Raw genomic sequence first — 23,984 nt, forward strand, 5'->3', positions numbered from 1 at the left:
TCTCCGTCTTCGGTCCGCATCGCCTCCGGGTACATACGGACGCGGCGGGCTCCGTGCTCACCAGCCGGGCCGCGCGGTCACCCCGCCGTCCACCACGAGGTCGTGCCCGGTGATCCAGGACGCCAGGTCCGAGGCCAGGAACACGCAGGCGTCCCCCACGTCCCGCGGCCGCCCGAGCCGTCCCAGGGGCGCCGCCGCCCGCCATCGTGCCACCCCGTCCGGCCACGCCTCCTCCAGGCCCTCCCGATGCACGAGGCCGGGCGAGACCGTGTTGACACGGACGCCGTGCGGGCCGTACTCCTGGGCGGCCGTGCGGGCGTGGGCCACCACCGCCGCCTTCGAGGCGCCGTAGTGGGCGTGCAGCGGGGCCGGGCGGGTCGCCTCGACGGAGGCGACGTGGGTGACCGAACCGCCGCCGGGCCCCATGACCTCCGCCGCGGCCCGGGTGCAGGCGAAGACGCCGGACAGGTTGGTGTCCACCACCGCCCGCCAGTCGGCCGCGGTCATCGCCGGCAGGTCCCGGGTGGGCTGCACGCCCGCGTTGTTCACGAGGGCGGTCAGGCCGCCGCCCCATTCGGCGGCCTCGGCGACCAGCCGCCGGCACGCGTCCTCGTCCGTCAGGTCGGCCGTCAGGACGACGGCCCGGCCGCCCGCCTCCCGGACACGCCCGGCGAGCCGGTCCGCCGCCTCCCGCGCGGTGCGGCAGTGCAGGGCGACCGCCGCGCCCTCCTCGGCGAACCGGGCCGCGATGCCCTGTCCGATGCCGCCGCCGGCGCCCGTCACGAGGGCGACCTGTCCGTCGAGGAGTCGGCTCATGGACGGCACAGTTCCGCGATCCGGGCGGCCTCGTGGGGATAGCGCGCCGTGAGGTCCGCCAGGTCGCCGTGCTCGTAGTCCGCGTAGGTGAAGCCGGGGGCCATGGTGCAGCCGAAGAAGGCCCAGGAGCCCTCGGCCGCCACCCGGGCCCCCATCCAGGTGCCGGCCGGCACGGTGAGCTGGAGGTGCTGGCCGCGCGCCACGCCGTGGCCCAGGACGGCGGTGCGGGACGTGCCGTCGGGGGCGAGGAGCAGCATCTCCAGGGGGTCCCCGAGGTAGAAGTGCCAGACCTCGTCGGACGGCAGGCGGTGCAGGGCCGAGTAGTCGTCCGCGGTGAGCAGGGCGACGATCGCGGTGCCCTGCGGCCGCCCGTCGGGCCGTTCGGGTCCGGCCCAGGTACGGCGGAACAGCCCGCCCTCACGCGGGATCGGCTCCAGGCGGTAGTGCGCGACGAGTTCCTCGGGCGTCATTCCCCACAAGCTACCTCCCGGGCTACCTCCCGGGTGAGGAAGGCGAGTTGGGCCTCCTTGCGCGGGAGGTACACGTCCGGCAGGTCCACCTCGGGCAGCACGACGGCCGGTCCGGCGGTGAAGCCCTGCTTGAGGAAGCGGGCCACGGCCTTCTCGTTGCGCACGTCAGGGTCGACGACCACCCGCGAGCGGCCCGGGGTGCGGAAGAGGTACGCCGCGACGACAGTGAGCAGCGCGGAGGTCCAGCCGGGCCGCTCGCCGCCCGGACCGGCGGGGGCGAGCAGCAGGTGCAGGCCGATGTCGCCGGGCCGGACGTCGTAGCACTCGCCGACCCGGTCGGCGCCGGGCTCGTAGGTCTGGAGCAGCGCGACCGGGTCGCCGTCGCGCTCCATGAGGAAGGCGTGGTGGGTGTCGAGGGTGGCCATGTGGGCGTAGATGCCGGCCACCTGGTCCCGTGTCAGGCCGTTCATGCCCCAGAAGACGGCGCGTTCCTCGCTCGCCCAGGTGTGCACGGTCGCGGCGTCGGCGTGCGGGTCGAGGGGGCGGACGGTGACGGTGCCGAAGCCGCCGACGGTCTGCTCGTGGAGGGGGGCGGCGGTGGGCCGGTCAGACATCGGTCTCCTTCTCGAACGCGGTGAAGTCGGTGACGACCGGGACCAGCTCTCCGCGCAGCCACAGCGGGAGCTGGTCGCGGTGGTGGGGCGAGCCGGGGACACCGGACGCCCCCAGCGGGACGACCCAGCGGCCGGCCTCGCGGTCGGCCAGGTCCCAGACGTAGCGAGCGGCGGGGCCGCGCGCGCTCAGGTCGGTGAGTCCGGGCACGGCGGACGTGCACAGCACGCAGTCGTGGTCGCCGGACAGGCCGGGTTCCCCGGACGCCGGGTCGGGCAGGGCCCGCCAGGGGGCGAGCCAGTGGGTGTCGCCCCACGTGGGCGCGGTCGCGGCGGCGTCCTCGGCGACCTCCTCGACGGCCGCCCGCACCAGCTCGGCGCGGTCGACGCCGTACAGGTCGTCGGCGCGCAGCAGGTGTTCGAGAGCGAAGGCGACGCGGGGGAGCAGGGCCAGCCAGGGGAGCAGGACGTCGGGGTAGGCGGGCGGGACGGTCAGCGCGGCGAAGGCGGGGTGCGCGGCGAGCCGGCGGACGACGGCCCCGCGGACCCGGGCGTAGAGGGCGGCGTCCGCGCTGTCCGCGTCCATCCGGCGGTCCCAGTCGAGGAGTGTGCGGCGGACGCGCTCGGCGGCGGGGCCGAGGGGGCCGAGGCCGGCCAGGAGGTACAGGAGGGGGGCCGCCGAAGCCAGCTGGGTGTCCATGTGGATCGCCGGCATGTCGGCGGCCGACCAGTGCTCCTTCTCCGCCAGCAGGGCCGTGATGCGGTCGGCGCGGTGGGGCGCGGCGAACTCGACGCCGAGGGGCGTGGCGAGGCCGCGCTGGTTGGCCATGGCGGCGACGCCGTCGGTGAGGCCGCCGCGGGGTGTCTCGTGCCAGCCCCGCCACTCGTGTCCGGGTTCCCAGGCGGGCACCGGGTGGAGGCGGTTGGCCGTGGAGCGCACGGGCACCTTGCCGGCGACGCGGTGCAGCAGGCCGCCCTCGGTGTCGGCGGCCTGGACCACGTTGACGGGTTCCGTCCACGCGTCGAGGGCGCGGTCGACGTCGGCGACCCCGCGGGCCCGCAGCAGGGGAAGGAGGGCGCCGAAGCCGAGGTCGCCGGTGACGCGGGGCGGGTGGCGCAGGGCGAGGGCGAGGGGCGGGTCCTCCGCGTCACCGGCCGGGTCCGTGGTCCCGTCGGGCAGCCCCTCCGGGCCGCCGACGATCACCGGTCCCCGGGCGGTCTCGATCACCTCGACCTCGACCGGGTCCTCCCCCGCGACCTCGACGGTCTCGGTGTGCCGGGTGGCGCGCCGCCACACGCCGTCCGGGTCCAGCGCCTCGACGCCCGCCCCGGTCCGCCGCAGCCGTTCGCGGTACAGGTCCTGGTAGTCGGCCATGGCGTTGGTGATGGCCCAGGCGACGGAGCCGGTGTGCCCGAAGTGGGCGATGCCGGGGACGCCGGGGACGGCGAGGCCGACGACGTCGAACTCGGGGCAGGACAGGTGGATCTGCTGGTAGACGCCGGGCTCCTCGATGAAGCGGTGCGGGTCGCCGGCGATGATGGCCTGCCCGGTCAGGGTGCGTTCGCCGCTCACGAGCCAGCCGTTGCTGCCGGAGGTGCCCGGGCCGTCCGTGGCGAACAGGCCGACCGCTCCGGCGCCGAGGTGCCGCCGGACCCGCTCGCGCCAGAGCTTGGCGGGGAAGCCCGCGAACAGCAGGTGGACGCCCAGCCAGATCCCGAACGGCGTCCAGGGCTCCCAGCGCCCGGGGGCCGCCCCGGTCCTCGCGAACTCCGGTGTCCGGCGGGCGCCTTCGGCGAGCCCCTCGTTCACCCCGTCGACGTACGCCCGTACCCAGCGCGCGGTCCCGGGGTCCCGTCGCTCCAGTGCGGCGAAGCAGCGTCTGGCCGTGTCGTCGAGGCGGACGCGTCTCACCAGGACGTCCCAGGAGAGGGACTCGGCGCCGAGGAAGGACGCGGAGGTGCCGCGCGCCCGGTGCCGTTCCACCTCGAGCTGCCAGGCCCGGTCGAGGGCGGTGACCCGGCCCTGGGTGCGGGCGAGTTCGTCCACCCCGTCCGCCCGCAGATGCGGAATGCCCCAGGCGTCACGGAAGATCTCGCCGGCCACCTGCACCCCTCCCTTATTTAAGGTTAGCCTTGCCTAAGTCGTCAGTGCCGGAATAGTACGGGACCGGGGAGCGGGACATGGGGCAGGGGCACGGCTGGGAGGGCGCGGTCCTGAAGCTGCTGCGCGCCAAGGACTTCATGTGCACGGTGACGGGCGCCGAGGACGTCACCGCCCACTACCGCCGGGTGCGTCTCACGGACGGCGGCATGCTCGCGGCGACCGGCGTCCACCCCACCATGTGGGTCCGGCTGTGGTTCGACGACGCGGGCAAGCCGCATCAGCGCGCCTACACCCTGGTCGACCCGGACCCGGCGGCCGGCACCTTCAGCCTGGAGTTCGCCCTGCACGAGGGCGTCGCCGGCGACTGGGCCCGCGGCGCCGAGCCGGGTGACACCGTTGAGGCGACCGTGCACGGCACCGGCTTCACCGACCCCGACCCGGCGCCCTCGCACCTCTTCGCCGTCGCCGACGCCGCCTCCCTGCCGGCCCTCAACTCCCTCGTCGGCACGCTCGGCGGGGCGCCTGCCACCGTGTGGTTCGAGGGCGAGCGCGACGGCCTGCCCTTCCGCACGGACCCGGCCCGCCACGACGTACGGGCCCTGCCGAGGCGCGCCGCGGGCGCCGACCTCGTCTCCGCGGTGAAGGAGGCCCTGCCCGGACTGCTCCGGGACACCCCGGACCCGTACGTCTGGATCGCCTGCGACACGGCGACGACCCGCGCCCTGACCGCGTACGTCCGCAAGGAGCTCGGGCTGCCCAAGCAGCGTGTGAACGCGCTGGGTTACTGGCGCCCCTGACCGGTCGGCCCCGCCCCCGCGCGCGGCCCGGCGGCCCGCGCGGCATGATCGGGGCATGGACGTCACCCTGCATCTCGCCCAGGACCCGGAGGCCGACGCGCTCCTCGGCCGCAGCCCGCTCGCCGCGCTGGTCGGCATGTTGCTGGACCAGCAGGTGCCGATGGAGTGGGCGTTCAAGGGGCCGCGCACGATCGCGGACCGGCTCGGCGCGGACGACCTCGACGCGCACGACATCGCCGCCCAGGACCCCGAGGCGTTCGTGGCCCTGCTCTCCGAGAAGCCGGCCGTGCACCGCTACCCGGGCTCCATGGCCAAGCGGATCCAGCAGCTGTCCCAGTACCTGGTGGAGCACTACGACGGCGAGGCCGAGCTCGTCTGGAAGGGCGTCGACGACGGCCGTGAACTGCTGCGCCGGCTCCAGGAGCTGCCCGGGTTCGGCAAGCAGAAGGCGCAGATCTTCCTCGCCCTGCTCGGCAAGCAGCTCGGCGTGCGGCCGCAGGGGTGGCGGGAGGCCGCCGGCGCCTACGGCGAGACCGAGTCCTTCCGGTCCGTCGCCGACATCACCGGGCCGGAGTCACTGGCCAAGGTGCGGGCGCACAAGCAGGAGATGAAGGCGGCGGCGAAGGCGGCCAAGGCGTCCCGTGCCTGACGCCAACTAGCCCGTGCGGGGGGTTCTGGCGCGGGCGCGATGAAGACCGGACGGCTCCGGGGGACATGATCTTGCGTGAGCACCGCACGCAGGGGATCGCGCAGCCGGGTCTGGCTGCGGGTCGTCGTGCTGCTGCTCGCGCTGCTGGTGCCGGGAGCGCACGCCCAGGCACACGCCCTGCCGGTGGCCGTGACGGCAGGGGCCGAGGCCGTCGAGCACGACGTCCTCGACGCCGCCGTACGGCCGGCGGCCCGCTCCGGACGCCGCGCGGGCACCCGCCTCGCGGTACGGCCCTGCGCGGGCCCGCGACGTCAGCTGGCCCCCGCCCCCGTCACCCGCCGGGCGGACCGTCCGGCCGCCGCCCCGAGCGTCCCGCCCCTGCTGCGCACCGTCGTCCTGCGCTGCTGACCCGCCCCCGTAAGGAGGCCCGTCAGCACGACAGGAGGAGCACAGCCATGCCCGCCGACCCCTACGCCGTCCTGCGCGCCCTGCTGCGCGCGGAGGCGGCGCGCACCGCCCGGAAGCCCGGAGACCGGAAGAAGGAGCCGCCGCGTCCCCGCGAGGAACGGAAGCGCGGCTGAGACCGGCGCGGCGGGGGCGGGCTTCTCCGGGTCACCGCCTCCGCCGCGCCGTCCCGAAGAGGGACCGGGTGATCTCCCGGCCGATCTGGGTGCCGACCGACCGGGCCAGGGACTTGAACATGCCGCTGCCGACGACCTGCTCGACGACCGAGGGCTCCTCGCCCTCCTCCGCCTTGCCGCGGGACGAGGTGCCGCGCCCGCCCGTGCCCGCCCTGGTGATCTCGTCCGGGCCCTTCCCCGGCCGCCGCTCCCTCGTGATCTCATCGGGGCCCTTGCCACGCCGGGGCTCCCCGGTGATCTCGTCCGGCCCCTTGCCGCCCCGGGGCTCCTGGAGCCTCTCGTACGCGGACTCCCTGTCCACAGCCTGTGCATACCGCTCGTGCAGCGCGGACTCCGCCACGGCCCGGTCCAGCGCCTCCGCCCCGATCGGGCCCATCAGCGACTCGGGGGCCCACAGCCGGGTCGCGGCGACGGGGGTCGGGGCGCCCTTCTCGCTCAGGACGGTCACCACGGCCTCCCCGGTGCCCAGGCCGGTGAGCAGTTCCTCCAGGTCGTACGGCGAGTCGGGGAACGTCCTCACCGTGGCCCCGAGCGCCTTCTGATCGTCGGGGGTGAAGGCCCGCAGCGCGTGCTGGACGCGGTTGCCGAGCTGCCCGAGCACCTCGGCCGGTACGTCCTTCGGGGTCTGGGTCACGAAGAAGACCCCGACTCCTTTCGAGCGAATGAGCCGCACGGTCCGGGTGATGGCGTCCAGGAACGCCTTGGACGCCCCGTCGAACAGCAGGTGCGCCTCGTCGAAGAAGAACACCAGCTTCGGCCGGTCGGCGTCCCCGACCTCGGGCAGGTCGTGGAAGAGGTCGGCGAGCAGCCACATCAAGAAGGTCGAGAACAACCGGGGCCGGTCCTGGACGGCGGACAGTTCGAGGACCGACACCAGGCCCCGCCCGTCCGGCGCCGTCCGCAGCAGCTCGGCCGTGTCGAACTCCGGCTCCCCGAAGAAGTCGCCCATGCCCTCCGCCTCGAAGGCGGTCAAGGAGCGCAGGATCACCCCGGCGGTGGCGGTCGACAGACCGCCGATGTTCTTCAGTTCCGCCTTGCCCTCGTCGGAGGTGAGAAAGGCGACGACCGCCCGCAGGTCCTTGAGGTCGACCAGCTCCAGGCCCTTGGTGTCGGCGTAGTGGAAGATCAGGCCGAGCGACTGCTCCTGGGTCTGGTTGAGCTGGAGGACCTTGGACAGCAGCACCGGACCGAAGCTGGTGATCGTGGCGCGCACCGGCACGCCGTGCCCGATGCCGCCCAGCGCGAGGAACTCGGCGGGGAAGCCGGTGCCCGTCCACGGCTGGTGCACCTCGGCGGCCCGGGAGCGCACCTTGTCGTTGCGCTGCCCCGGCTCTGCGATCCCGGACAGGTCGCCCTTGACGTCGGCGAGGAAGACGGGGACGCCCTGCGCGGACAGTTGTTCGGCGATCAGCTGGAGGGTCTTGGTCTTGCCGGTGCCGGTGGCGCCCGCGACCAGGCCGTGCCGGTTGAGCATGGGCAACGGCACCCTGATCCGGGCGTCCGGCAGACAGGTCCCGTCCCACAGCAGGGCGCCGAGGTCGAGGGCGGGGCCGGGAAAGGCGTATCCGGCGGCGATCTCCAGGGCCTCCTGAGGAAGCGCGGGGGCGCCGGTCCGGGACCCCGGCACCGGGGGCGCGGCCCCGGTCCCGGGAGTGGTCTCGCGGTCGCTCATGTCCGCTCTCCCCTACAACCTTCGCCGATTCGTCATGTTCTGCCCGCTCTTTTCCACCGTCGCACTCCGCCGCCATGGCTGCGCCCGGAACGTCTCGACCGGTAGGCTTTCCGTGTGATCTTCAAGCGCATCGGAAACGGCCGGCCGTACCCCGACCACGGCCGGGAGAGCACCCGGCAGTGGGCGGACGTCGCTCCGCGCCCGATCCGCCTCGATCAGCTCGTGACGACCAAGGGCCAACTCGACCTGGAGACCCTGCTCGCCGAGGACTCCACGTTCTACGGCGACCTCTTCGCGCACGTCGTGAAGTGGCAGGGCGACCTGTATCTCGAGGACGGCCTGCACCGCGCGGTCCGCGCGGCACTCCAGCAGCGCCAGGTGCTGCACGCGAGAGTGCTGGAACTGGACTGAGTCCGGGCTGACGCGGCCGGGCCTCGTCCCATTGACCCTTTCGGGTTGGACCGCGCGGCTGCGAATGATCATCTAGTAGGCATTGCCGCCCGGGCGCACTACGCTGCGCCCATGAGCATGCTGACTCCCCCCGGCATGGGTGGCCAGTACCGGATCAAGGGGGGCAAGTACCCACGGATGCGGCGTCGTCGGGCGCGCGGCAGGCTCGTCCTGCTCGGCGTGGCCTCGCTCGCCGGCCTCGGCCTGGTCGGCTGGGGCACGCTCCAGCTCGTCGACGTCTTCACGGGCGGCGGCGGCAAGGCCTCCGCGGCCGGCGTGAGCGGCTGCGCGACGAAGGCGACGGCCTCGCCGTCCGCCGCGCCGAAGCCGCCGAAGCCGCCGAAGCCGGGCGCGATCACCGTCAACGTCCTCAACGCCACCACGCGCAGCGGCCTGGCGAAGAAGACCGCGGACGAGCTGAAGAAGCGCGGCTTCAAGATCGGCGACGTGGGCAACGCGAGCAAGGAGTACGACAAGAAGGTCAAGGGCATCGGGCTGCTGCTCGGCCCGGCCTCCTCGCTGGACACCTCGCTGCCGGTCCTCGCGAGCCAGCTGACCGCCGCCGAGCGCCGCACCGACGCGGCCCGCAAGGGCACCGCCGTGGACCTGATCATCGGCGACAAGTTCGAGGAACTGACGAAGAAGACGGACGCCGACAAGGCCCTGGCCGCGGTGGCCGAGCCCGAGCCGACGCCCGCCTCGTCGAGGAAGGGGTGCTGAGGGGCGCCGCAGCGCCTACTCGGCGGCGCCGTACAGGCGGTCGCCCGCGTCGCCCAGTCCGGGCACGATGTACCCGCTCGCGTTCAGGTGGTCGTCCACGGCGGCCGTCACCACGGTCACCGGGGTGCCCGCCAGCTCGCGCTCCATCAGCTCCACGCCCTCGGGCGCGGCGAGGAGCACCACGGCGGTCACGTCGTCGGCGCCGCGCTTGATCAGCTCCTGGATCGCGGCGACCAGGGTGCCGCCGGTGGCCAGCATCGGGTCCAGGACGTACACCTGACGCCCGGAGAGGTCCTCGGGCATCCGCGAGGCGTACGTGGACGCCTGGAGCGTCTCCTCGTCGCGGATCATGCCCAGGAAGCCGACCTCGGCGGTCGGCAGCAGCCGGACCATGCCGTCCAGCATGCCGAGTCCGGCCCGCAGGATCGGCACCACCAGCGGGCGCGGGTGGGAGAGCTTCACACCGGTGGTGTCGGTGACGGGGGTCGAGATGTCGACCGCTTCGGTCCGCACGTCCCGCGTGGCCTCGTAGGCGAGCAGGGTGACCAGTTCGTCGGCGAGCCGCCGGAAGGTCGCGGAGTCGGTGCGCCGGTCGCGCAGCGTGGTGAGCTTGTGGGCGACCAGGGGGTGGTCGACGACGTGGAGACGCATGCCCCCACAGTAACCGGGCCCGGTATGCCCGGCGCCCCCGCACACGGCAAGCCCTCGACCCGCCGTTCACTCCCGCGCTGGCATCAAACCGCCCGTCGGAGGGAAAGTGGGAGGGACGCAACCCGGGGGTGGTGAGCCGATGCCGAACGCCGAGTCGCCGGCGGACCGCGCGCAGGACGCGCCGGAGACGAGCGACGCCGCCCGACGCCGGCGGCGCGCCCAGTTCCTGCGGGAACTCGCCGAGGCCCGCGCGCTGCGCGACCGGGTCCAGCCGCGCCGGGCCAAGGCGGCCCGGCTGCGCCACGCCATGCGTATGCGCACGTTCCGCTGGTAGTTCGGCGCCGGGACACCGGCCGCGTCGGGTGCAGTTGGCGTCGGGGCGTGCCGGAACACCCGGGGAAATCCGCGTACGATCCGCAGGTGGCGGCAACGAGTGCGCTGGTGAGTCCTTCGCGGACGCGGTCGCGGCCCCCTCGGGCCACGGCGATCAAAACAACCGGACACAGGGAGCCGAAGACGTCCCCCTGACGCCTTGTTTCTGCCACGATTCCGAGTGGGTGGGGCTCGGACCCCCGAGCCGTCCCGCCCGTAACCTCCGCCGGGGGGACCCCCAACCGGCACGCCTCAGACCAGTGGGAGAGTCACGGTGTACTTCGCCGCACTGCTCGCGCGCACCGAAGACGGGTGGGAAGCGAGCGACACAGAGCTCGACGATGTGGAGACCCTGTCGGATCTGGCCGACCTGGCCCGTGAAGCCTCGCCCGACGACGACACGGTGCTGGTCCTCATCGAGCAGGAGGACGCCTGGTTCGGCGTCGTCCGCGTCGACGGCGAGGAGGACCCTCGCATCTACGTGTCCGACGCCGCCGCGGCCGCCCGCAGCAGCTACGGCGAGATCCTGCTCACCGACGAAGTGCTCGGCAGGGAGCCCGGCGACGACGTCGCCGACCTGGACTCCCTCGACCTCGACGGCACGGAGGAGCCCGACGGCGACTCCGACGACGAGGAGAGCGGGGGCGGTGACGCGGTCCCGCACAGCCCGGTCGGCGACAGCGAGATCCTCGACGACCTGGGCGTCGGCGAGAAGGAGCTGAAGTCCCTGGACGCCGAGGACGCCCTCGGCGCGATCGCCGAGGCGCTGGGTGCCTCGGAGGTCCTGGAGACCGTCCGCTGACCTCGCCCGACCCCGTACGCGACCGCTGGCGGGCGGCGATGAGGCTCGCCCTGGAGGAGGCCGAGGAGGCCGTCCGGGGCGGGGACGTCCCCGTCGGCGCCGTCGTGCTGTCCGCCGACGGGACCCGGGTGCTCGGCGCCGGGTACAACGAGCGGGAGGCGACCGGGGATCCGACCGCGCACGCCGAGGTGCTGGCCATCCGGCGGGCCGCCGCGGAGCTGGGCGAGTGGCGGCTGACCGGGTGCACGCTGGTGGTCACCCTGGAGCCGTGCACGATGTGCGCGGGCGCCCTCGTGCAGTCCCGGGTGGACCGGGTCGTGTACGGCGCCCGCGACGACAAGGCCGGCGCGGCGGGCTCCCTGTGGGACGTCGTCCGCGACCGGCGGCTCAACCACCGGCCCGAGGTCATCGAGGGCGTCCTCGCCGAGGAGTGCGCGCGCCTGCTCACGGAGTTCTTCCGGGCCCGGTGAACCGGGTCGTATATCGATTTCGGAGCACGGCCCGGCGTGCTGTAAGGTCTCCCTCGGTAGCGTGTCCGAGCGGCCGAAGGAGCTCGCCTCGAAAGCGAGTGTGGCGCAAGTCACCGAGGGTTCAAATCCCTCCGCTACCGCTCTGCAAGGGCCTCGTCGCGAGACGGGGCCCTTCGTGCTGTTGATCTCCGTGGAGGCGTGGCGGCTACACTCACCGCCGGAAACACGGGGCTCTTTTCGGCTCTTTCGACGCGCTGGGCACAGCAGCCACAGGGGAGGCCGCGATGGCGGTGAATGGCAAGAAGATCGCCGTCTACCTGGTCGTGGTGTTCGCGCTCTATGTGATCATCACCGATCCGGCGAAGGCCGCCGACTACGTCCAGGTCGGGTTCGAGGGCATCTCGGACGCCGCCCAGGCCGTTGGGGAGTTCATGACCTGGATCGCCAACGGAGGAGACTCATGATCCGCCATCTCGTCCTGTTCAAGCTCGACGAGGGCGTCGAGCGCGACGACCCTCGCGTGGTGGAGGGCGTCGCGGCCTTCCGCTCGTTGGAGGGCAAGATCCCCGAGATCCGGCACTGGGAGCTCGGCTGGAACCTCAGCGACCGCCCCATCGCCTACGACTTCGCCATCAACTCCGCCTTCGAGGACCCGGCCGCCCTGCGCACCTATGTGGACCACCCCGAGCACCAGGCGGGCGTCGCCCTGTGGCGGGAGTTCAGCACCTGGGTGATCGCCGACTACGAATTCTGAGGCGCGGCACCCCCGGGCGCCCCCTCCCCTCCCGAGCCCTCCGCCCCCCGGCGGGGGGCTTTGGCGTGTCCGCCGCGGTGATGGGCCCTCAACACGGGATTATGCGGTACTTGAACACAATGAACTGTCTTGTGATGCTATGACCGCTTTTGACGGATGAGTTGATGGATCACGAGGTGGAGTTGACCGTGCCGGCCAGTACTGCGCCTCAAGCCCCGACGCAGGAGGAAACCCCCGCGTCCCCGCCGCGCAGCCGTGGCGCCGACACCCGGGCGCTCACCCAGGTCCTCTTCGGGGAGCTGAAGGAGCTCCAGCCGGGCACGCCGGAGCACAACCGCGTGCGCGCGGCGCTCATCGAGGCGAACCTGCCGCTCGTGCGCTACGCGGCCGCCCGCTTCCGCTCCCGCAACGAGCCGATGGAGGACGTGATCCAGGTCGGCACCATCGGCCTCATCAACGCCATCGACCGCTTCGACCCCGACCGGGGGGTGCAGTTCCCCACCTTCGCGATGCCGACGGTGGTCGGCGAGATCAAGCGGTACTTCCGTGACAACGTGCGCACGGTCCATGTGCCGCGCCGGCTGCACGAGCTGTGGGTCCAGGTCAACAGCGCCACCGAGGACCTCACGACCGCCTTCGGGCGCACCCCCACCACCGCCGAGATCGCCGAGCGGCTGCGCATCACCGAGGACGAGGTCCTGTCCTGCATCGAGGCCGGGCGGTCGTACCACGCCACCTCGCTGGAGGCCGCCCAGGAGGGCGACGGGCTGCCCGGGCTCCTGGACCGGCTCGGCTACGAGGACCCCGCCCTGGACGGCGTGGAGCACCGGGACCTGGTCCGCCATCTCCTCGTGCAACTGCCGGAGCGCGAACAGAGAATCCTGCTGCTGCGCTACTACAGCAATCTCACCCAGTCGCAGATCAGTGCGGAACTCGGGGTTTCCCAGATGCACGTCTCGAGGCTACTCGCGCGTAGCTTCCAGCGGCTCCGCTCGGCGAACCGGATCGACGCATAACCGCAAGCACGAGCGAGCCATAACCCGCGCGAGCGAATCGCTCACCAGGGGGGATGCCGACAGTTGAGCCCCGAAATGCCGTCAGACCCCCTGTACGCAGGGCTGATTCGGATCTCACATGTCGACATGTCACTACAGCGTGTTGCCGACATGTGACATTCTTCCGCTAGCGCGTTTGCCGCGGCTTCGGCTCCGGTATTCAGGTGAAGGCTGGCGTTCCTCGTTCGGAGCGTTCGCCACGACCGTCCCGCGACCCAGAGGGGGTGGCATGTCCGCAGATCAGGGCAGCTCGAAGGTGCTCACGCTCATGAAGAGCGAGTCGCCCGACGCCGCACTCGACGTTTCGGCTCTCGAGGCCGTTCCGGCCCCGGCTCTTCCGGCATCCGACATCACAGCCGTCCCGGCTTCGGCGGACATCGACACCCGCACCCTGTCCCGCTCCCTGTTCCTGCGGCTCGCCGCGCTGGACGAGAACAGCCCCGAGCGCGCGTACGTCCGGGACACCCTGATCGAACTGAACCTCCCACTCGTGCGCTACGCGGCGGCCCGCTTCCGCTCGCGCAACGAGCCGATGGAGGACATCGTCCAGGTCGGCACCATCGGCCTGATCAAGGCGATCGACCGCTTCGACTGCGAGCGGGGCGTGGAGTTCCCGACCTTCGCGATGCCGACGGTGGTCGGGGAGATCAAGCGGTTCTTCCGCGACACGTCCTGGTCGGTGCGCGTCCCGCGCCGCCTCCAGGAGCTGCGCCTGGCGCTGACCAAGGCCAGCGACGAGCTGTCCCAGAAACTGGACCGCTCGCCGACGGTCACCGAACTCGCCGCCGTGCTGGGCGTGTCCGAGGAGGACGTCGTCGACGGCCTCGCGGTGGGCAACGCCTACACCGCCTCCTCGCTGGACTCGCCGGCCCCGGAGGACGACGGCGGGGAGGGCTCGCTCGCCGACCGGCTCGGCTACGAGGACACCGCGCTGGAGGGCGTCGAGTACCGGGAGTCGCTGAAGCCGCTGCTGGCCAAGCTGCCGCCCCGCGAGCGGCGCATCATCATGCTGCGCTTCTTCGCCAACATGACCCAGTCGCAGATCGGCGAGGAGGTCGGCATCTCCCAGATGCACGTCTCCCGGCTGCTGACCCGGACCCTGGCCCAGCTGCGCGAGGGTCTCATCTCCGACTGACCCTTCACATCTGACGGAGTGTCAGCCACCATGGCCCGATGCTCCGCGCGACGTGGACGACCTCGACACCCGGCCGTCGGTGCGCCCTGTTGGGCGCGTCGGCGGCCGTCGTCTGTCTCGGGGCCGTCCTGGCCTCGTGCGGGGGCGGTCCGGGCGGTGAGGGGTTCGTCGCGACGGGGCCCGCGGGCGGCCCGTCCCACGCCCCGGCGGCCGGACCGACCGGCGCGGTGACACTGGTGCCGCTGCCCTCCGGGCGGGCGAGCGGCGCGGAGGGCGGACCTGCCGGGCGGCGGCCGGGTCGGGGGCGCGTCCCGTCCGCGAGCGTGGATCAGGCGGCCGTGGGCGCCACGACGGACGCGAGGGCGCGCGCGACGGACGGTCAGGGTTCGGTGCCGTCCGGGACGTCGGGCCCCGCGACCCCCTCGGCGAGCGCACCGGCGGGCTCCGCGCCCCCGGTTCCCACCTCGCCGGCGCGGCTCGTCGTGGGCGATCCGGTGCGCGAGCCGGCGGACCGGCGCTGGTGCGAGAAGGTGACCCTCGCCCTCCACAACGCGGGCGGCGAGGCCGTGCGGTCGGGCACCGTCACCTTCGGCAGCCATGTCATCGGGGTGCTCGGCGTCGACTGGTCCACCCTGGAGTCGACGCACGGCCTCCCGGTGCCGATCGGGGCCGGTACGCGCACCGAGCGGACCTGGACAGTGTGCGTCGACGCCTGGCGGGTGCCGCTCGGCATGCACGTCGAGACGCGTGACGTCTCCGTCCGGTGGAAGTAGGGCGGTACGCCTTCGGCCCGGAGTACTCCTTCGGCCCTCGGTGCTTCTCCGGCTGGCGGGACTACTTCAGCGCGAGCCAGGCCACCGCGGCGACGATCACGACGGCTGCGATCACGCCGACGATCAGACCGACACGGGGGCCGGAGGAGGCCTGCTGCCGTCCGCCGCCCTGTGGACCCTCGTCGACGAACGCGCGGAACATCTGGGTGCTGCCTGCGGGGTCGTGGGGGCCCTGGGGGCCCTGGGTGTTAGCCATGGCCCGAGACCCTAGCGAATGTGCCGGTGAGGCCCAAGTGGGGGACACCGCTCCGTACACAGGTCCACACACCCGACTCCACCTGCACATTTACGGTCGCAATACTTGCCTTTGCCAACTTTTTGCGGCCCCACCCACGATTTGTTTGCCTGCAGCAACCAAGCACTGTCTATAGTTGCCCAGAGCAACGAATGCGGGAGGTGTGATGGCCGAAACGGCACAGTACGAAGAGCTGGCCCGCCAGTTCAGTGCCTTCGGAGCCGTGAAGAGGGAGTTGGGACGCACCCTGCCGTCCGACTGCCCCTCCGGGTCCGCCGCCGTACTCACGTTGCTGGTCCGTCACGGAGAGATGCGCATGAGCAAGCTCGCCGAGCTGCTCGCCGTGGACATGTCGGTCACGAGCCGGCATGTCGCCCACGTGGCCGAGCGCGGCTGGATCGAGCGCTCCCCCGACCCGGCGGACAAGCGAAGCCGCATCCTGCGTCTCACCCCCAGCGGCGAGGAACGGGTGCGGGACATGTCCCGCCGGACCACCCGGCTGCTCGAGGAGCGCCTGAGCGACTGGTCCGACGACGACATCGCCGCGCTCATCCGGCTCATGGCCCGGCTGAGGGCCAGCTTCGACGACTGCCGTACACCCGCGATCACCCAGTAGGAGAAGGAAGTTCATGGCAACGACCACACCAGCCGGTGTGCGGGCCCACGCCAGGCATTCGGGAGCCCCGACCGACGCTCCCATGTCCCACCGGCAGATCCTGGAGGCCCTGACCGGGCTGCTGCTCGGCATGTTCGTCGCGATCCTGTCGTCGACGATCGTCTCCAACGCCCTGCCCGACATCATCAAGGACCTCGGCGGCGGTCAGAGCGCCTACACCTGGGTGGTGACCGCGTCGCTGCTGGCGATGACCGCGTCCACACCGCTGTGGGGCAAGCTCGCCGACCTGTTCTCCAAGAAGCTGCTGATACAGCTGGCCCTGGTGGTCTTCGTGGCCGGCTCCGCGCTGGCCGGCCTGTCGCAGAACCCGGCCATGCTGATCACGTTCCGCGTGGTCCAGGGCATCGGCATGGGCGGTCTGTCCTCGCTGGCCCAGATCATCCTCGCGGCGATGATCTCGCCGCGCGAGCGCGGCCGGTACAACGGCTACCTCGGTGCCACCTTCGCCACCGCGATGGTCGGCGGCCCGCTGATCGGCGGTGTCATCACCGACACCGACTGGCTCGGCTGGCGCTGGTGCTTCTACGTCGGCGTGCCCTTCGCCGTCGTCGCCCTGATCGTGCTGCAGCGCACGCTGCACCTGCCCGTCGTCAGGCGGAAGGTCAAGGTCGACTGGGCCGGCGCGCTCTTCATCACCGCCGCGGTCTGCCTGCTGCTCATCTGGGTGACCTTCGCCGGTGACAAGTACGACTGGATGTCCTGGCAGACCGGCGCGATGACCGGTGGCGCGCTCGTGCTGCTGCTGATCTTCGTGTTCGTCGAGTCCAGGGCGAGCGAGCCGATCGTCCCGCTGCGGCTGTTCCGCAACCGCACCATCACCCTCGCGTCGCTGGCCTCGATGTTCGTCGGTGTCGCGATGTTCGCGGGCACGATCTTCTTCAGCCAGTACTTCCAGCTGGCCCGGGGCGAGTCGCCGACCATGTCGGGCATCCTGACCATCCCGATGATCCTCGGCCTGTTCGTCTCCTCGACCGTCTCCGGCCAGGTCATCACCCGCACCGGCCGCTGGAAGGCCTGGCTGCTGGCCGGCGGTGTGCTGGTCACGGCGGGCCTCGGACTGCTCGGCACCATCCGCTACGACACCGCGTACTGGCACGTCGCGATCTTCATGGCGCTGCTGGGTCTCGGCGTCGGCATGATGATGCAGAACCTGGTCCTCGCCACGCAGAACCAGGTCGACCCGAGCGACCTGGGCGCCGCGAGCTCCGTCGTGAACTTCTTCCGGTCCCTCGGCGGTGCCATGGGCGTCTCGGCGCTCGGCGCGGTCCTCAGCCACCGGATCACCCACTACGTCCAGGACGGTCTGACCGAGCTCGGTGTGCGGGGCTCCTCCTCCGGCCACGGTGAGATCCCCGACCTGGACTCCCTGCCCGCGCCGGTCCGCGCGGTCGTCGAGGGCGCGTACGGCCACGGTGTCGCCGACGTCTTCCTGTACTCGGCGCCGATCGCCCTGCTCGCCCTCCTGTTCGCCGTGTTCATCAAGGAGGTCCCCCTCAAGACCAAGGGAGCTCTGGCCCAGGCCGCCGAGGACGAGAACCCGGCCCCGGCCGAGACCCCGGTCGCCGCTGTCACCGCCGAGACCGCCCCGGAGCGGCCCGCGGTCACCGCGCAGGCCGAGACGGCCCCCACCGCCACCCAGGCCCTCGCGGCCGTGGCCACCGTGGCCGACGCCGAGGCGAACGGGGGCGCCGCCTCCGGCGGGGTCCCGGTGCGCGGCTTCGTCCGCGGCGCCGAGAGCGCGCCCGTCCCGCAGGCCGCCGTCACGCTGATCTCCCTGGCCGGCCGGCAGCTGGGCCGTTCGGTCGCGCAGGCCGACGGCGCCTACGCGGTGGACGCGCCGGGCGCGGGCTCGTACGTCCTGATCGCCTCCGCCGACGGCTTCCAGCCGCAGGCCTCCACGATCGTCGTCGACGGCGACGGGCCGGTGGCCTACGACATCCTGCTCAGCGGGACCAGCGGCCTGAGCGGTGTCGTGCGCGCCGCGCAGGGCGCGGAGCCGGTCACCGGCGCCATGGTGATCGTGACCGATGTGCGCGGGGACCTGCTGGCCACCGCCACCACCGGTGAGCAGGGCGAGTTCGGCTTCTCCGAGCTGGTGCCCGGGGCCGTGACCGTCGCGGTCAACGCCGACGGCTACCGGCCGCGCGCCCTGCCCGTCGAGGTCGCCGGCACCGGGGTCACCCGGATCGAGGTCGAGCTGGAGGCCGGTGCCCAGGTCCAGGGCGTCGTCCGGGCGCCGCACGGCCCGCTGGCCGACGCCCGCGTCACGCTGGTCGACGCGGCCGGCAACGTCGTCGGCACGGCGACGACCGGGGCGGACGGGGCGTACGCCTTCAGCGACCTGGACGGCGGCGAGTACACGGTCATCGCGACGGGCTACCCGCCGGTCGCGACGGCGCTGACGGTCACCGGCCGCGGCACCGACGATCACGACATCGAGCTCGCCCACCCCGGCGAGTGACCGCTCCCGGCCCGTGGTGGCGCGCACGCTCCGAGCGGAGGCGTGCCGCCGCCACGGGCCGGTTCTCTTCGACACCTCTGAGGAGTACGTGAGATGGGACTGACCGCGAGGGTCCGCACGCGGGACGGATGGGCCGTGCCGCACGCGGTCGTCACGGTGACGGACATGACCGGGGCGCAGGTGCTGCGGCTGGAGGCCGACCCGGAGGGCGCGGTCCGCGACGCGAACCCGCTGGCGCCGGGGGCGTACACCGTCATCGTCACCGCCGTCGGCTACGCGCCGGCCGCCGCGAGCGCGCTCGTGACCGCGAGCGGTCGGGCCGAGGTCGGCACGGTCACGCTGGCCCGCCAGGGCGGCACGGAACTGCCTCCGCCCGGTCCGTGGACCGTCGACCCGGCGCACTCCACGGTCGCCGCGGTCGCGCAGCACCTGGGGATCTCCAGCGTGCACGGCCGGTTCACCCGGTTCTCCGGCGCCGTCGAGATCGCGCCGGACGACGTCACCAAGTCCCGAGTGGAGGCGGTGATCGAGGCCGCCTCGATCGACACCGGCAACGGCATGCGCGACGGGCACCTGCGGTCGCCGGACTTCCTGGACGTCGAGCGGCACCCGCGGATCGTCTACCGCTCGACGGGCGTCACGGCGGCCACCGGCACCGACCGCTGGACCGTGCACGGCGAGCTGGAGATGCGCGGGGTCGTACGTCCCGTGGACCTGGACCTGGCCTACCTCGGCACCGGCGCCGACCCGTGGGGCGGCACCCGCGCCGCGTTCCGGGCGACGGCCGAACTGCGCCGGGACGACTTCGCCATGAACTACAACCAGGTCGTGCAGGCGGGCATCGCCGCGATCGGCACGACGCTGAAGGTGGAGCTCGACGTCCAGGCCGTCCAGGGCGAGACACTCCCGGAAGCCTGACCGCGGCAGGGACAGGCCCAACGGGCCGAAGCCCCCTAGGCTCGTCGCATGGCACCGAACATCGCGACCAACACCCGCGTCTCCCTCGAAGAGTTGCTCGATTTCGTACGGCCCCGGCACCGGGCGCTGCTGCTGACCCGCCGGTCCGACGGCGGCCCGCAGGCCAGTCCACTGACCTGCGGGGTGGACGACTCGGGACGGATCGTGGTCTCCACGTACCCGGAGCGCGCCAAGACGCGCAACGCCAAGCGGGACCCGCGGGTGAGCCTGGTCGTGCTCAGCGACGACTGGAACGGGCCCTGGGTGCAGATCGACGGGACCGCGGAGGTCGTCGACGCGCCCGACTCCGTGGAACCGCTCGTCGAGTACTACCGGAACATCGCCGGGGAGCACCCGGACTGGGACGAGTACCGGGCGGCGATGGTGAAGCAGGGCAAGTCGATCATCCGGGTCACCCCCGAGCGGTGGGGCCCGGTGGCGACGGGCGGCTTCCCGGCGCGGCTGGTCGAGGGCGACTGACCCTCAGCGTGTTCCCGGGCGGGCCCGGTCGACCATCGCCTCGACGCCGGCCACCAGCAGGTCGAGGGCGAACTCGAAGTCCCGCTCCCCCGTCTCCTCGACCGTGTCGCCGCCCCGCGCCCCCATGAGCTCGGCGGAGTCCCGGACGATGTCGGCGGGCCCGGCGGAGCCGGTCACCGAGCTCATCGGCTGAGCGGGTGCCGGGTGTCGGTGCCGATCTCCTCGCGTCCGCGCCGGGTGAGCTCGGCGTACCCCCGGATGGAGGCGAGCGGGGTGCGCAGCTCGTGCCCGGCGTCGGCGACGAACTGCCGTACCCGCGTCTCGCTCTACTGGCGGGAGTGCAGGGGTGCCGTGGACGTGGTCCAGCATCCGGTCGAGGGCCGCGCCGACCCGGCCGACCTCGGTGTGCGGGTCGGTCTCGGACGCGGGGACGCGTTCGCTGAGGGTGACCTCGCCCGCGTGCAGGGGGAGTTCGGAGACCCGGGTGGCCGTGGCGGCGACCCGGCGCAGGGGACGGGTGGCCACGCCGACGATGGCGGTGCCCGCGAGTCCGGCGGCCACGAGGGCGGCGGCGGTGACGGTGGCCTCGATGAGGACGAGGGTCCGCGGGGTGCCGGTGACCCTCGCGGTCGGCAGGGCCACGCAGTAGCCGCCGTCCGGACGGTGGACGTGCGGGGGCCGGTACTCGCCGAGGCCGGGCAGGGTCACGGTGTGGGGGCGCCCGTCGTCGGGGACGCCGGAGAGCGCGTCCTTCACGGCGTCGCCCAGTTCGACGGCCCGGCCCTCGAAGCCCGTGGACTCGTCCGGCCGGCGCTCGGCCATGACGGCCCGGGTGACCCGGGGGCCGGTGCCGGACTCGGCGGCGACGGTGCTCGTCTGCACCGGTCCCTTGGTGACGAAGCCCTCGATCCGGTCGTCGATCGCCGCAAGGTCCCCGCCGCCCGGCTTGAACGGCCCGGACAGCCGTTTGCCGGCGTCCTCGACCTGCCCGTCCAGCTGGTCGCCCAGGTGCCCGCGCAGGGCGAGCGCGGTGACCGTGCCGATCACCGCGCACACCACGGCGATCAGCGTCACACAGGCGACGACGAGCCGGGACGGCAGCGTGCGCGGCCGGCCAGCCCGCCCACCCGCCGCGTCCGCGACCGTCGCCGCCCCGTCACGACCCGGCCGGCTTGATCAGGTACCCGGCGCCGCGCCGCGTGTGGATCATCGGCTCCCGCCCGGCGTCGATCTTCCGGCGCAGGTAGGAGATGTAGAGCTCGACGACGTTGGCCTGGCCGCCGAAGTCGTACGACCACACGCGGTCGAGGATCTGCGCCTTGCTGAGCACGCGCCGCGGGTTGCGCATCAGGAAGCGCAGCAGCTCGAACTCGGTCGCGGTCAGGTGGATGCTCTGCCCCGCCCGCGTGACCTCGTGGCTGTCCTCGTCGAGGGTGAGGTCGCCGACGACCAGCACCGACTCGGCCCGCCGGCCGGCCGCGCCGGAGCGCCGGATGAGCCCCCGCAGCCGGGCGACGACCTCCTCCAGGCTGAACGGCTTGGTGACGTAGTCGTCCCCGCCCGCCGTGAGCCCGGCGATCCGGTCCTCGACGGCGTCCCTCGCGGTCAGGAAGAGCACCGGCACGTCCGGCAGTTCCCGGCGCAGCCGCCCGAGGAGGGTCAGCCCGTCCATGTCCGGCAGCATCATGTCGAGGACGACCGCGTCGGGCCGCACCTCGCGCGCGGCCCGCAGGGCGCCCGCGCCGTCCCCGGCGCTGCGGATCCGCCAGCCCTCGTAGCGCAGGGCCATGGACAGCAGTTCGGTGATCGGCTGCTCGTCGTCCACCACCAGCACGCGGACGGGGCTCCCGTCCGGCCTCAGCAGTTCGGAACGCCCCTGGGGCGAGGTCGTGGTCATGGGGCACACCCTGTCGACGGCCCCTGAGAAGACGCTTTTCCCCACCTGTGAATCACCTGAAAAACGCACAGGTTCCTCTCAGGCGGCATCTGGGTGCGGACCGCGACCGGGCCCTGAGCCGGGACGCGCCGGGCGGCGGGCACGTGCTGGGCTTGAGTCGGGCCGGGCGGTGGGCACGAGCTGAGCACGGGTGGGCGGCGCGGCGGGCACGTGTGGGGCCGTGGTCCCCTCAGAACGACCCGTCAGAACGCCCCGTCAGGACGAGCCCTCAGAACGACCCGTCAGAACAGCCCGTCCTGCACGCTCCCCTCGTGCTCCCCGAACTCCACCACTGGGACCGTCAGTTCTGCTTCCGCGTCCGCGGCCACCAGCTCCCACCCCGTCATCAGCCGTGTGTCGACGACCACCACCCCGCGGCCCGTGCGCAGATGCAGGTCCGGACCCGCGGCCGCCACCAGCTCCCCGCTCACCGCCCCGCCCGCGACGAGTTCGCCCACCGCGCCGACCGCGGACGGCAGCCCGGCGAGCCCGAACACCCCCACGTGGTCGACGGGCCGGCACGGCTCGGGGGACAGCGACTCCGGCCAGCCGTCGAGCGCCACCGCCCGGGCGTGCAGTTCCGCCACCTCGGCCGCCCGCTCGGCCGCCGACCGGGGCAGCCCGGAGCGCACGACCCGCTTGGCGGCGTACGGGACGCGGTCCGGCACGCCCAGGGCCGCCCGCAGCAGCTCCTCGGTGCGCCGGGCCGCCATCAGCGGGCCGGCGCCCAGCCAGCTGAAGCAGACCGCCCCCTGCTCCAGCAGACGCGCCGGGCCCCGCTCGACGGCGGTGATGCCGACCTTGGTCAGGCCGGGCCCGAACCAGGCCAGATAGACGCGGTACGGCCGCGGGTCGTCGGCCAGGGTGTCCGCGGCGACCGAGTGCGCCCGGTCCAGCCGCGCGCACTCCTCGCACCGTGCCCCCGTGCCGCGCCCCGGCACGGGGGCGCGTGTCGGACAGGGATGCCGCCGGGCTCCCACACATCTCCGCACTCCCCCGTCCGCGACCGCGAACGCCACCCGTTTCCCCCAGGTCAGCGTGGACCGCCGGCCGCCGTCCCAGACCAGCTCGGGCCCGTCCGTCGACCACCGCAGTCCCGAGCATCTCCATGCCTGTGCCATCACCGTCGAGAGTAGGGGGCACCACCGACAAGGCGGCCGGACCGAGGGAGCCCTCGGGGTCCTACCGCTCGGCCCCGACGGCGACGGGCTCCCGTTCCACGGCTGCCCCGCCCACCGGCGCCGACGACCCGGCCGTACGCCGTCCGCGCCCGGCCAGCCGGCATCCCCAGCACTCGGGGTGCCCTCCGCGCGCGCTCAGGTCACGCGCGCGCATCCCCCACTGGTCACGCGGCCGGATCCCCGACGGCTTGCCCCAGCCGGTCAAGTGGAGAACCCAGGTCACGAGGACGCTCGCCACCGTGCCGGCGAGCCCTCCCACGATCAGCCGGGCCGACGCGACACAGATCCCCGCGCCCAGCACCGAACATCCGGCGGTGGCGACGGCGACCCCGATCCATCCGGCGAACGTGTGCCCCTCGTCATACTGGCTCATGCCGCCCGCTCCTTCTGCTCTTCCTCCACTCCCACTCCGTCCGAGGGCAGCGGAACCCGGCACGTCGAGGGACCCCGAATCCCTTACGACGCGAGGATTTCAGTAGCTAAATCTCTCACGAGCTAAGGTAAAAGGGAAGATGTCAGCCGCGCCACGCCCCACCGCCAGCCCCGCCCAAGCCCTGGAGGCGATGGACTCGCTCATCGCGTCGCACCTGCTCGGGCAGCAGGAGATGGCCCAGCGGCTCGGGCTGAACATCACCGATCTGCTCTGCTTCGGCTTCGTGGTGAAGGCGGGCGACGACCTGCTCGGCGCGGGGACCCTCGCGGAGCAGGTACATGTCACGACCGGAGCGATGACCGGCATCCTCAACCGCCTGGAGCGCGCCGGCTTCGTCACCCGCCGACCGGACCCGGGCGACCGGCGCCGCGTCAGGGTGGCCGCCGTCCCCGACGCGCTCACCCGGGTCGAGGAGCTCTACGGCCCCTACTACGTCCGCCTCATCGAGCTGTTCGCCTCCTACTCGGCGGACGAGATCGCCGTCCTCACCGACTGGTTCACCCGGGCCACCGGGCTCGCACAGACGTACATCGACGAACTCCGGGAGCGCGACGAGGCCTGAGCGCGCCCATCACAAGACAGTCACACCCTTCATATCCTCTTCACGCCCCGGCTCGCGGAGC

At 73.0% G+C, this 23,984-nt stretch carries 30 protein-coding genes, 1 tRNA gene and 1 pseudogene; 20 read left to right on the top strand and 12 right to left on the bottom strand.

Annotation, left to right across the window (positions count from 1 at the left end; translation table 11 throughout):
- Positions 1 to 57 precede the first annotated feature (57 nt).
- Genes ACFRAC_RS07595 through ACFRAC_RS07610 form a run of 4 tightly spaced genes read right to left on the bottom strand, consistent with a single transcriptional unit; the run spans position 58 to position 4,001 of the window.
- Positions 58 to 816 carry an SDR family NAD(P)-dependent oxidoreductase gene (locus ACFRAC_RS07595; protein WP_382922159.1) on the bottom strand — a complete coding sequence of 253 codons (759 nt, stop codon included), beginning with the start codon at positions 814 to 816 and terminating at the stop codon, positions 58 to 60.
- On the bottom strand, positions 813 to 1,286 hold the full coding sequence (locus tag ACFRAC_RS07600) for a cupin domain-containing protein (protein WP_382922161.1): 474 nt from the start codon (positions 1,284 to 1,286) through the stop codon (positions 813 to 815). Before ACFRAC_RS07600 ends, ACFRAC_RS07595 begins: the two co-directional genes overlap by 4 nt.
- Complete coding sequence (locus tag ACFRAC_RS07605) at positions 1,283 to 1,900, bottom strand: GNAT family N-acetyltransferase (RefSeq protein WP_382922163.1); 618 nt, start codon at positions 1,898 to 1,900, stop codon at positions 1,283 to 1,285. Before ACFRAC_RS07605 ends, ACFRAC_RS07600 begins: the two co-directional genes overlap by 4 nt.
- Positions 1,893 to 4,001, bottom strand: coding sequence for a penicillin acylase family protein (locus ACFRAC_RS07610; RefSeq protein ID WP_382922165.1), 2,109 nt, complete (start codon positions 3,999 to 4,001; stop codon positions 1,893 to 1,895). The genes ACFRAC_RS07605 and ACFRAC_RS07610 overlap by 8 nt, the downstream gene beginning before the upstream one ends.
- Positions 4,002 to 4,078: 77 nt before the next feature.
- On the opposite strand from ACFRAC_RS07610, the gene ACFRAC_RS07615 reads away from it, so the two are divergent.
- From ACFRAC_RS07615 to ACFRAC_RS07630, 4 genes are all read left to right on the top strand, one after another.
- The gene (locus tag ACFRAC_RS07615; RefSeq protein WP_382922167.1) at positions 4,079 to 4,798 is read left to right on the top strand and encodes a siderophore-interacting protein; all 720 of its coding nucleotides are present in this window, start codon (positions 4,079 to 4,081) and stop codon (positions 4,796 to 4,798) included.
- A gap of 55 nt (positions 4,799 to 4,853) precedes the next feature.
- A complete protein-coding gene (locus tag ACFRAC_RS07620; protein ID WP_382922169.1) occupies positions 4,854 to 5,447 on the top strand; it encodes an HhH-GPD-type base excision DNA repair protein in 594 nt (197 codons plus the stop codon).
- 75 nt (positions 5,448 to 5,522) lie between these two features.
- Positions 5,523 to 5,855, top strand: a complete 333-nt coding sequence (locus ACFRAC_RS07625) for a hypothetical protein (protein WP_382922171.1) — start codon at positions 5,523 to 5,525, stop codon at positions 5,853 to 5,855.
- A gap of 47 nt (positions 5,856 to 5,902) precedes the next feature.
- Positions 5,903 to 6,028 (top strand): hypothetical protein, encoded by a 126-nt coding sequence (locus ACFRAC_RS07630; RefSeq protein ID WP_382922173.1) that lies wholly within the window; start codon positions 5,903 to 5,905, stop codon positions 6,026 to 6,028.
- A gap of 31 nt (positions 6,029 to 6,059) precedes the next feature.
- On the opposite strand, the gene ACFRAC_RS07635 is transcribed toward ACFRAC_RS07630, so the two are convergent.
- On the bottom strand, positions 6,060 to 7,760 hold the full coding sequence (locus tag ACFRAC_RS07635; protein WP_382922175.1) for a helicase HerA-like domain-containing protein: 1,701 nt from the start codon (positions 7,758 to 7,760) through the stop codon (positions 6,060 to 6,062).
- A gap of 114 nt (positions 7,761 to 7,874) precedes the next feature.
- Between ACFRAC_RS07635 and ACFRAC_RS07640 the strand changes: the two genes are divergently transcribed.
- Positions 7,875 to 8,171: a type II toxin-antitoxin system VapB family antitoxin gene (locus tag ACFRAC_RS07640; protein WP_030420160.1), complete on the top strand. Its 297-nt coding sequence runs from the start codon at positions 7,875 to 7,877 to the stop codon at positions 8,169 to 8,171.
- A 111-nt stretch (positions 8,172 to 8,282) separates the two neighbouring features.
- Positions 8,283 to 8,930, top strand: a complete 648-nt coding sequence (locus ACFRAC_RS07645; RefSeq protein WP_382922177.1) for a LytR C-terminal domain-containing protein — start codon at positions 8,283 to 8,285, stop codon at positions 8,928 to 8,930.
- Positions 8,931 to 8,945: 15 nt separating this feature from the next.
- Here ACFRAC_RS07645 and upp read toward each other — a convergent pair whose 3' ends face one another.
- Entirely contained in the window at positions 8,946 to 9,581 is a 636-nt protein-coding gene (upp, locus tag ACFRAC_RS07650) for a uracil phosphoribosyltransferase (RefSeq protein ID WP_382922180.1), read from the bottom strand.
- Positions 9,582 to 9,720: 139 nt separating this feature from the next.
- Between upp and ACFRAC_RS07655 the strand changes: the two genes are divergently transcribed.
- The 9 genes from ACFRAC_RS07655 to ACFRAC_RS07695 all read left to right on the top strand — a co-directional run bounded on the left by ACFRAC_RS07655 (position 9,721) and on the right by ACFRAC_RS07695 (position 14,942).
- Entirely contained in the window at positions 9,721 to 9,915 is a 195-nt protein-coding gene (locus ACFRAC_RS07655) for a hypothetical protein (RefSeq protein ID WP_382922182.1), read from the top strand.
- 312 nt (positions 9,916 to 10,227) lie between these two features.
- The gene (locus ACFRAC_RS07660) at positions 10,228 to 10,755 is read left to right on the top strand and encodes a hypothetical protein (protein ID WP_382922184.1); all 528 of its coding nucleotides are present in this window, start codon (positions 10,228 to 10,230) and stop codon (positions 10,753 to 10,755) included.
- Between the two features lie 38 nt (positions 10,756 to 10,793).
- A complete protein-coding gene (tadA, locus tag ACFRAC_RS07665) occupies positions 10,794 to 11,225 on the top strand; it encodes a tRNA adenosine(34) deaminase TadA (RefSeq protein ID WP_382922186.1) in 432 nt (143 codons plus the stop codon).
- Between the two features lie 55 nt (positions 11,226 to 11,280).
- Positions 11,281 to 11,365: transfer RNA gene (locus tag ACFRAC_RS07670), tRNA-Ser, on the top strand.
- Between the two features lie 144 nt (positions 11,366 to 11,509).
- Entirely contained in the window at positions 11,510 to 11,689 is a 180-nt protein-coding gene (locus ACFRAC_RS07675) for a hypothetical protein (RefSeq protein WP_055625257.1), read from the top strand.
- The gene (locus ACFRAC_RS07680) at positions 11,686 to 11,979 is read left to right on the top strand and encodes a Dabb family protein (protein WP_382922189.1); all 294 of its coding nucleotides are present in this window, start codon (positions 11,686 to 11,688) and stop codon (positions 11,977 to 11,979) included. Before ACFRAC_RS07675 ends, ACFRAC_RS07680 begins: the two co-directional genes overlap by 4 nt.
- Before the next feature lie 164 nt (positions 11,980 to 12,143).
- A complete protein-coding gene (locus ACFRAC_RS07685) occupies positions 12,144 to 12,995 on the top strand; it encodes an RNA polymerase sigma factor SigF (protein ID WP_361348033.1) in 852 nt (283 codons plus the stop codon).
- Between the two features lie 268 nt (positions 12,996 to 13,263).
- Entirely contained in the window at positions 13,264 to 14,169 is a 906-nt protein-coding gene (locus ACFRAC_RS07690; protein WP_062665734.1) for an RNA polymerase sigma factor SigF, read from the top strand.
- A gap of 38 nt (positions 14,170 to 14,207) precedes the next feature.
- Positions 14,208 to 14,942 carry a hypothetical protein gene (locus ACFRAC_RS07695; protein WP_382922191.1) on the top strand — a complete coding sequence of 245 codons (735 nt, stop codon included), beginning with the start codon at positions 14,208 to 14,210 and terminating at the stop codon, positions 14,940 to 14,942.
- 61 nt (positions 14,943 to 15,003) lie between these two features.
- On the opposite strand, the gene ACFRAC_RS07700 is transcribed toward ACFRAC_RS07695, so the two are convergent.
- On the bottom strand, positions 15,004 to 15,198 hold the full coding sequence (locus ACFRAC_RS07700) for a hypothetical protein (RefSeq protein ID WP_382922193.1): 195 nt from the start codon (positions 15,196 to 15,198) through the stop codon (positions 15,004 to 15,006).
- Positions 15,199 to 15,403: 205 nt separating this feature from the next.
- Here ACFRAC_RS07700 and ACFRAC_RS07705 point away from each other — a divergent pair, with 205 nt between their 5' ends.
- The 4 genes from ACFRAC_RS07705 to ACFRAC_RS07720 all read left to right on the top strand — a co-directional run bounded on the left by ACFRAC_RS07705 (position 15,404) and on the right by ACFRAC_RS07720 (position 19,811).
- On the top strand, positions 15,404 to 15,853 hold the full coding sequence (locus ACFRAC_RS07705) for a MarR family winged helix-turn-helix transcriptional regulator (RefSeq protein WP_382922195.1): 450 nt from the start codon (positions 15,404 to 15,406) through the stop codon (positions 15,851 to 15,853).
- 13 nt (positions 15,854 to 15,866) lie between these two features.
- Positions 15,867 to 18,374: an MFS transporter gene (locus ACFRAC_RS07710; protein ID WP_382922197.1), complete on the top strand. Its 2,508-nt coding sequence runs from the start codon at positions 15,867 to 15,869 to the stop codon at positions 18,372 to 18,374.
- Positions 18,375 to 18,467: 93 nt separating this feature from the next.
- Positions 18,468 to 19,292, top strand: coding sequence for a YceI family protein (locus ACFRAC_RS07715; protein WP_382922199.1), 825 nt, complete (start codon positions 18,468 to 18,470; stop codon positions 19,290 to 19,292).
- A gap of 48 nt (positions 19,293 to 19,340) precedes the next feature.
- Complete coding sequence (locus ACFRAC_RS07720) at positions 19,341 to 19,811, top strand: PPOX class F420-dependent oxidoreductase (RefSeq protein ID WP_361928463.1); 471 nt, start codon at positions 19,341 to 19,343, stop codon at positions 19,809 to 19,811.
- A gap of 3 nt (positions 19,812 to 19,814) precedes the next feature.
- Here ACFRAC_RS07720 and ACFRAC_RS07725 read toward each other — a convergent pair whose 3' ends face one another.
- From ACFRAC_RS07725 to ACFRAC_RS07745, 5 genes and pseudogenes are all read right to left on the bottom strand, one after another.
- Positions 19,815 to 19,997 (bottom strand): hypothetical protein, encoded by a 183-nt coding sequence (locus tag ACFRAC_RS07725; RefSeq protein ID WP_382922201.1) that lies wholly within the window; start codon positions 19,995 to 19,997, stop codon positions 19,815 to 19,817.
- Positions 19,997 to 20,971 (bottom strand): annotated as a pseudogene (locus ACFRAC_RS07730) (histidine kinase dimerization/phospho-acceptor domain-containing protein); the annotation flags it as partial. The pseudogene ACFRAC_RS07730 and the gene ACFRAC_RS07725, both read right to left, overlap by 1 nt.
- The gene (locus ACFRAC_RS07735) at positions 20,968 to 21,708 is read right to left on the bottom strand and encodes a response regulator transcription factor (RefSeq protein WP_382922203.1); all 741 of its coding nucleotides are present in this window, start codon (positions 21,706 to 21,708) and stop codon (positions 20,968 to 20,970) included. The pseudogene ACFRAC_RS07730 and the gene ACFRAC_RS07735, both read right to left, overlap by 4 nt.
- A gap of 281 nt (positions 21,709 to 21,989) precedes the next feature.
- Positions 21,990 to 22,868, bottom strand: coding sequence for a DUF2797 domain-containing protein (locus ACFRAC_RS07740; RefSeq protein WP_382922205.1), 879 nt, complete (start codon positions 22,866 to 22,868; stop codon positions 21,990 to 21,992).
- A gap of 61 nt (positions 22,869 to 22,929) precedes the next feature.
- On the bottom strand, positions 22,930 to 23,301 hold the full coding sequence (locus tag ACFRAC_RS07745; protein WP_382922207.1) for an HGxxPAAW family protein: 372 nt from the start codon (positions 23,299 to 23,301) through the stop codon (positions 22,930 to 22,932).
- A 139-nt stretch (positions 23,302 to 23,440) separates the two neighbouring features.
- Between ACFRAC_RS07745 and ACFRAC_RS07750 the strand changes: the two genes are divergently transcribed.
- Complete coding sequence (locus tag ACFRAC_RS07750; RefSeq protein WP_382922209.1) at positions 23,441 to 23,923, top strand: MarR family transcriptional regulator; 483 nt, start codon at positions 23,441 to 23,443, stop codon at positions 23,921 to 23,923.
- Positions 23,924 to 23,984 lie beyond the last annotated feature (61 nt).

The sequence above is a fragment of the Streptomyces sp. NPDC056628 genome (genome assembly GCF_042792555.1).
Taxonomy (GTDB): domain Bacteria; phylum Actinomycetota; class Actinomycetes; order Streptomycetales; family Streptomycetaceae; genus Streptomyces.

Coding starts and splice junctions, on each gene's coding strand:
- ACFRAC_RS07595 (WP_382922159.1), bottom strand. CDS start 816: ATGAGCCGACTCCTCGACGGACAGGTCGCCCTCGTGACGGGCGCCGGC.
- ACFRAC_RS07600 (WP_382922161.1), bottom strand. CDS start 1,286: ATGACGCCCGAGGAACTCGTCGCGCACTACCGCCTGGAGCCGATCCCG.
- ACFRAC_RS07605 (WP_382922163.1), bottom strand. CDS start 1,900: ATGTCTGACCGGCCCACCGCCGCCCCCCTCCACGAGCAGACCGTCGGC.
- ACFRAC_RS07615 (WP_382922167.1), top strand. CDS start 4,079: ATGGGGCAGGGGCACGGCTGGGAGGGCGCGGTCCTGAAGCTGCTGCGC.
- ACFRAC_RS07620 (WP_382922169.1), top strand. CDS start 4,854: ATGGACGTCACCCTGCATCTCGCCCAGGACCCGGAGGCCGACGCGCTC.
- ACFRAC_RS07630 (WP_382922173.1), top strand. CDS start 5,903: ATGCCCGCCGACCCCTACGCCGTCCTGCGCGCCCTGCTGCGCGCGGAG.
- ACFRAC_RS07635 (WP_382922175.1), bottom strand. CDS start 7,760: ATGAGCGACCGCGAGACCACTCCCGGGACCGGGGCCGCGCCCCCGGTG.
- ACFRAC_RS07645 (WP_382922177.1), top strand. CDS start 8,283: ATGAGCATGCTGACTCCCCCCGGCATGGGTGGCCAGTACCGGATCAAG.
- upp (WP_382922180.1), bottom strand. CDS start 9,581: ATGCGTCTCCACGTCGTCGACCACCCCCTGGTCGCCCACAAGCTCACC.
- ACFRAC_RS07655 (WP_382922182.1), top strand. CDS start 9,721: ATGCCGAACGCCGAGTCGCCGGCGGACCGCGCGCAGGACGCGCCGGAG.
- tadA (WP_382922186.1), top strand. CDS start 10,794: ATGAGGCTCGCCCTGGAGGAGGCCGAGGAGGCCGTCCGGGGCGGGGAC.
- ACFRAC_RS07675 (WP_055625257.1), top strand. CDS start 11,510: ATGGCGGTGAATGGCAAGAAGATCGCCGTCTACCTGGTCGTGGTGTTC.
- ACFRAC_RS07680 (WP_382922189.1), top strand. CDS start 11,686: ATGATCCGCCATCTCGTCCTGTTCAAGCTCGACGAGGGCGTCGAGCGC.
- ACFRAC_RS07685 (WP_361348033.1), top strand. CDS start 12,144: ATGGATCACGAGGTGGAGTTGACCGTGCCGGCCAGTACTGCGCCTCAA.
- ACFRAC_RS07690 (WP_062665734.1), top strand. CDS start 13,264: ATGTCCGCAGATCAGGGCAGCTCGAAGGTGCTCACGCTCATGAAGAGC.
- ACFRAC_RS07695 (WP_382922191.1), top strand. CDS start 14,208: ATGCTCCGCGCGACGTGGACGACCTCGACACCCGGCCGTCGGTGCGCC.
- ACFRAC_RS07700 (WP_382922193.1), bottom strand. CDS start 15,198: ATGGCTAACACCCAGGGCCCCCAGGGCCCCCACGACCCCGCAGGCAGC.
- ACFRAC_RS07705 (WP_382922195.1), top strand. CDS start 15,404: ATGGCCGAAACGGCACAGTACGAAGAGCTGGCCCGCCAGTTCAGTGCC.
- ACFRAC_RS07710 (WP_382922197.1), top strand. CDS start 15,867: ATGGCAACGACCACACCAGCCGGTGTGCGGGCCCACGCCAGGCATTCG.
- ACFRAC_RS07715 (WP_382922199.1), top strand. CDS start 18,468: ATGGGACTGACCGCGAGGGTCCGCACGCGGGACGGATGGGCCGTGCCG.
- ACFRAC_RS07720 (WP_361928463.1), top strand. CDS start 19,341: ATGGCACCGAACATCGCGACCAACACCCGCGTCTCCCTCGAAGAGTTG.
- ACFRAC_RS07725 (WP_382922201.1), bottom strand. CDS start 19,997: ATGAGCTCGGTGACCGGCTCCGCCGGGCCCGCCGACATCGTCCGGGAC.
- ACFRAC_RS07735 (WP_382922203.1), bottom strand. CDS start 21,708: ATGACCACGACCTCGCCCCAGGGGCGTTCCGAACTGCTGAGGCCGGAC.
- ACFRAC_RS07740 (WP_382922205.1), bottom strand. CDS start 22,868: ATGGCACAGGCATGGAGATGCTCGGGACTGCGGTGGTCGACGGACGGG.
- ACFRAC_RS07745 (WP_382922207.1), bottom strand. CDS start 23,301: ATGAGCCAGTATGACGAGGGGCACACGTTCGCCGGATGGATCGGGGTC.
- ACFRAC_RS07750 (WP_382922209.1), top strand. CDS start 23,441: ATGTCAGCCGCGCCACGCCCCACCGCCAGCCCCGCCCAAGCCCTGGAG.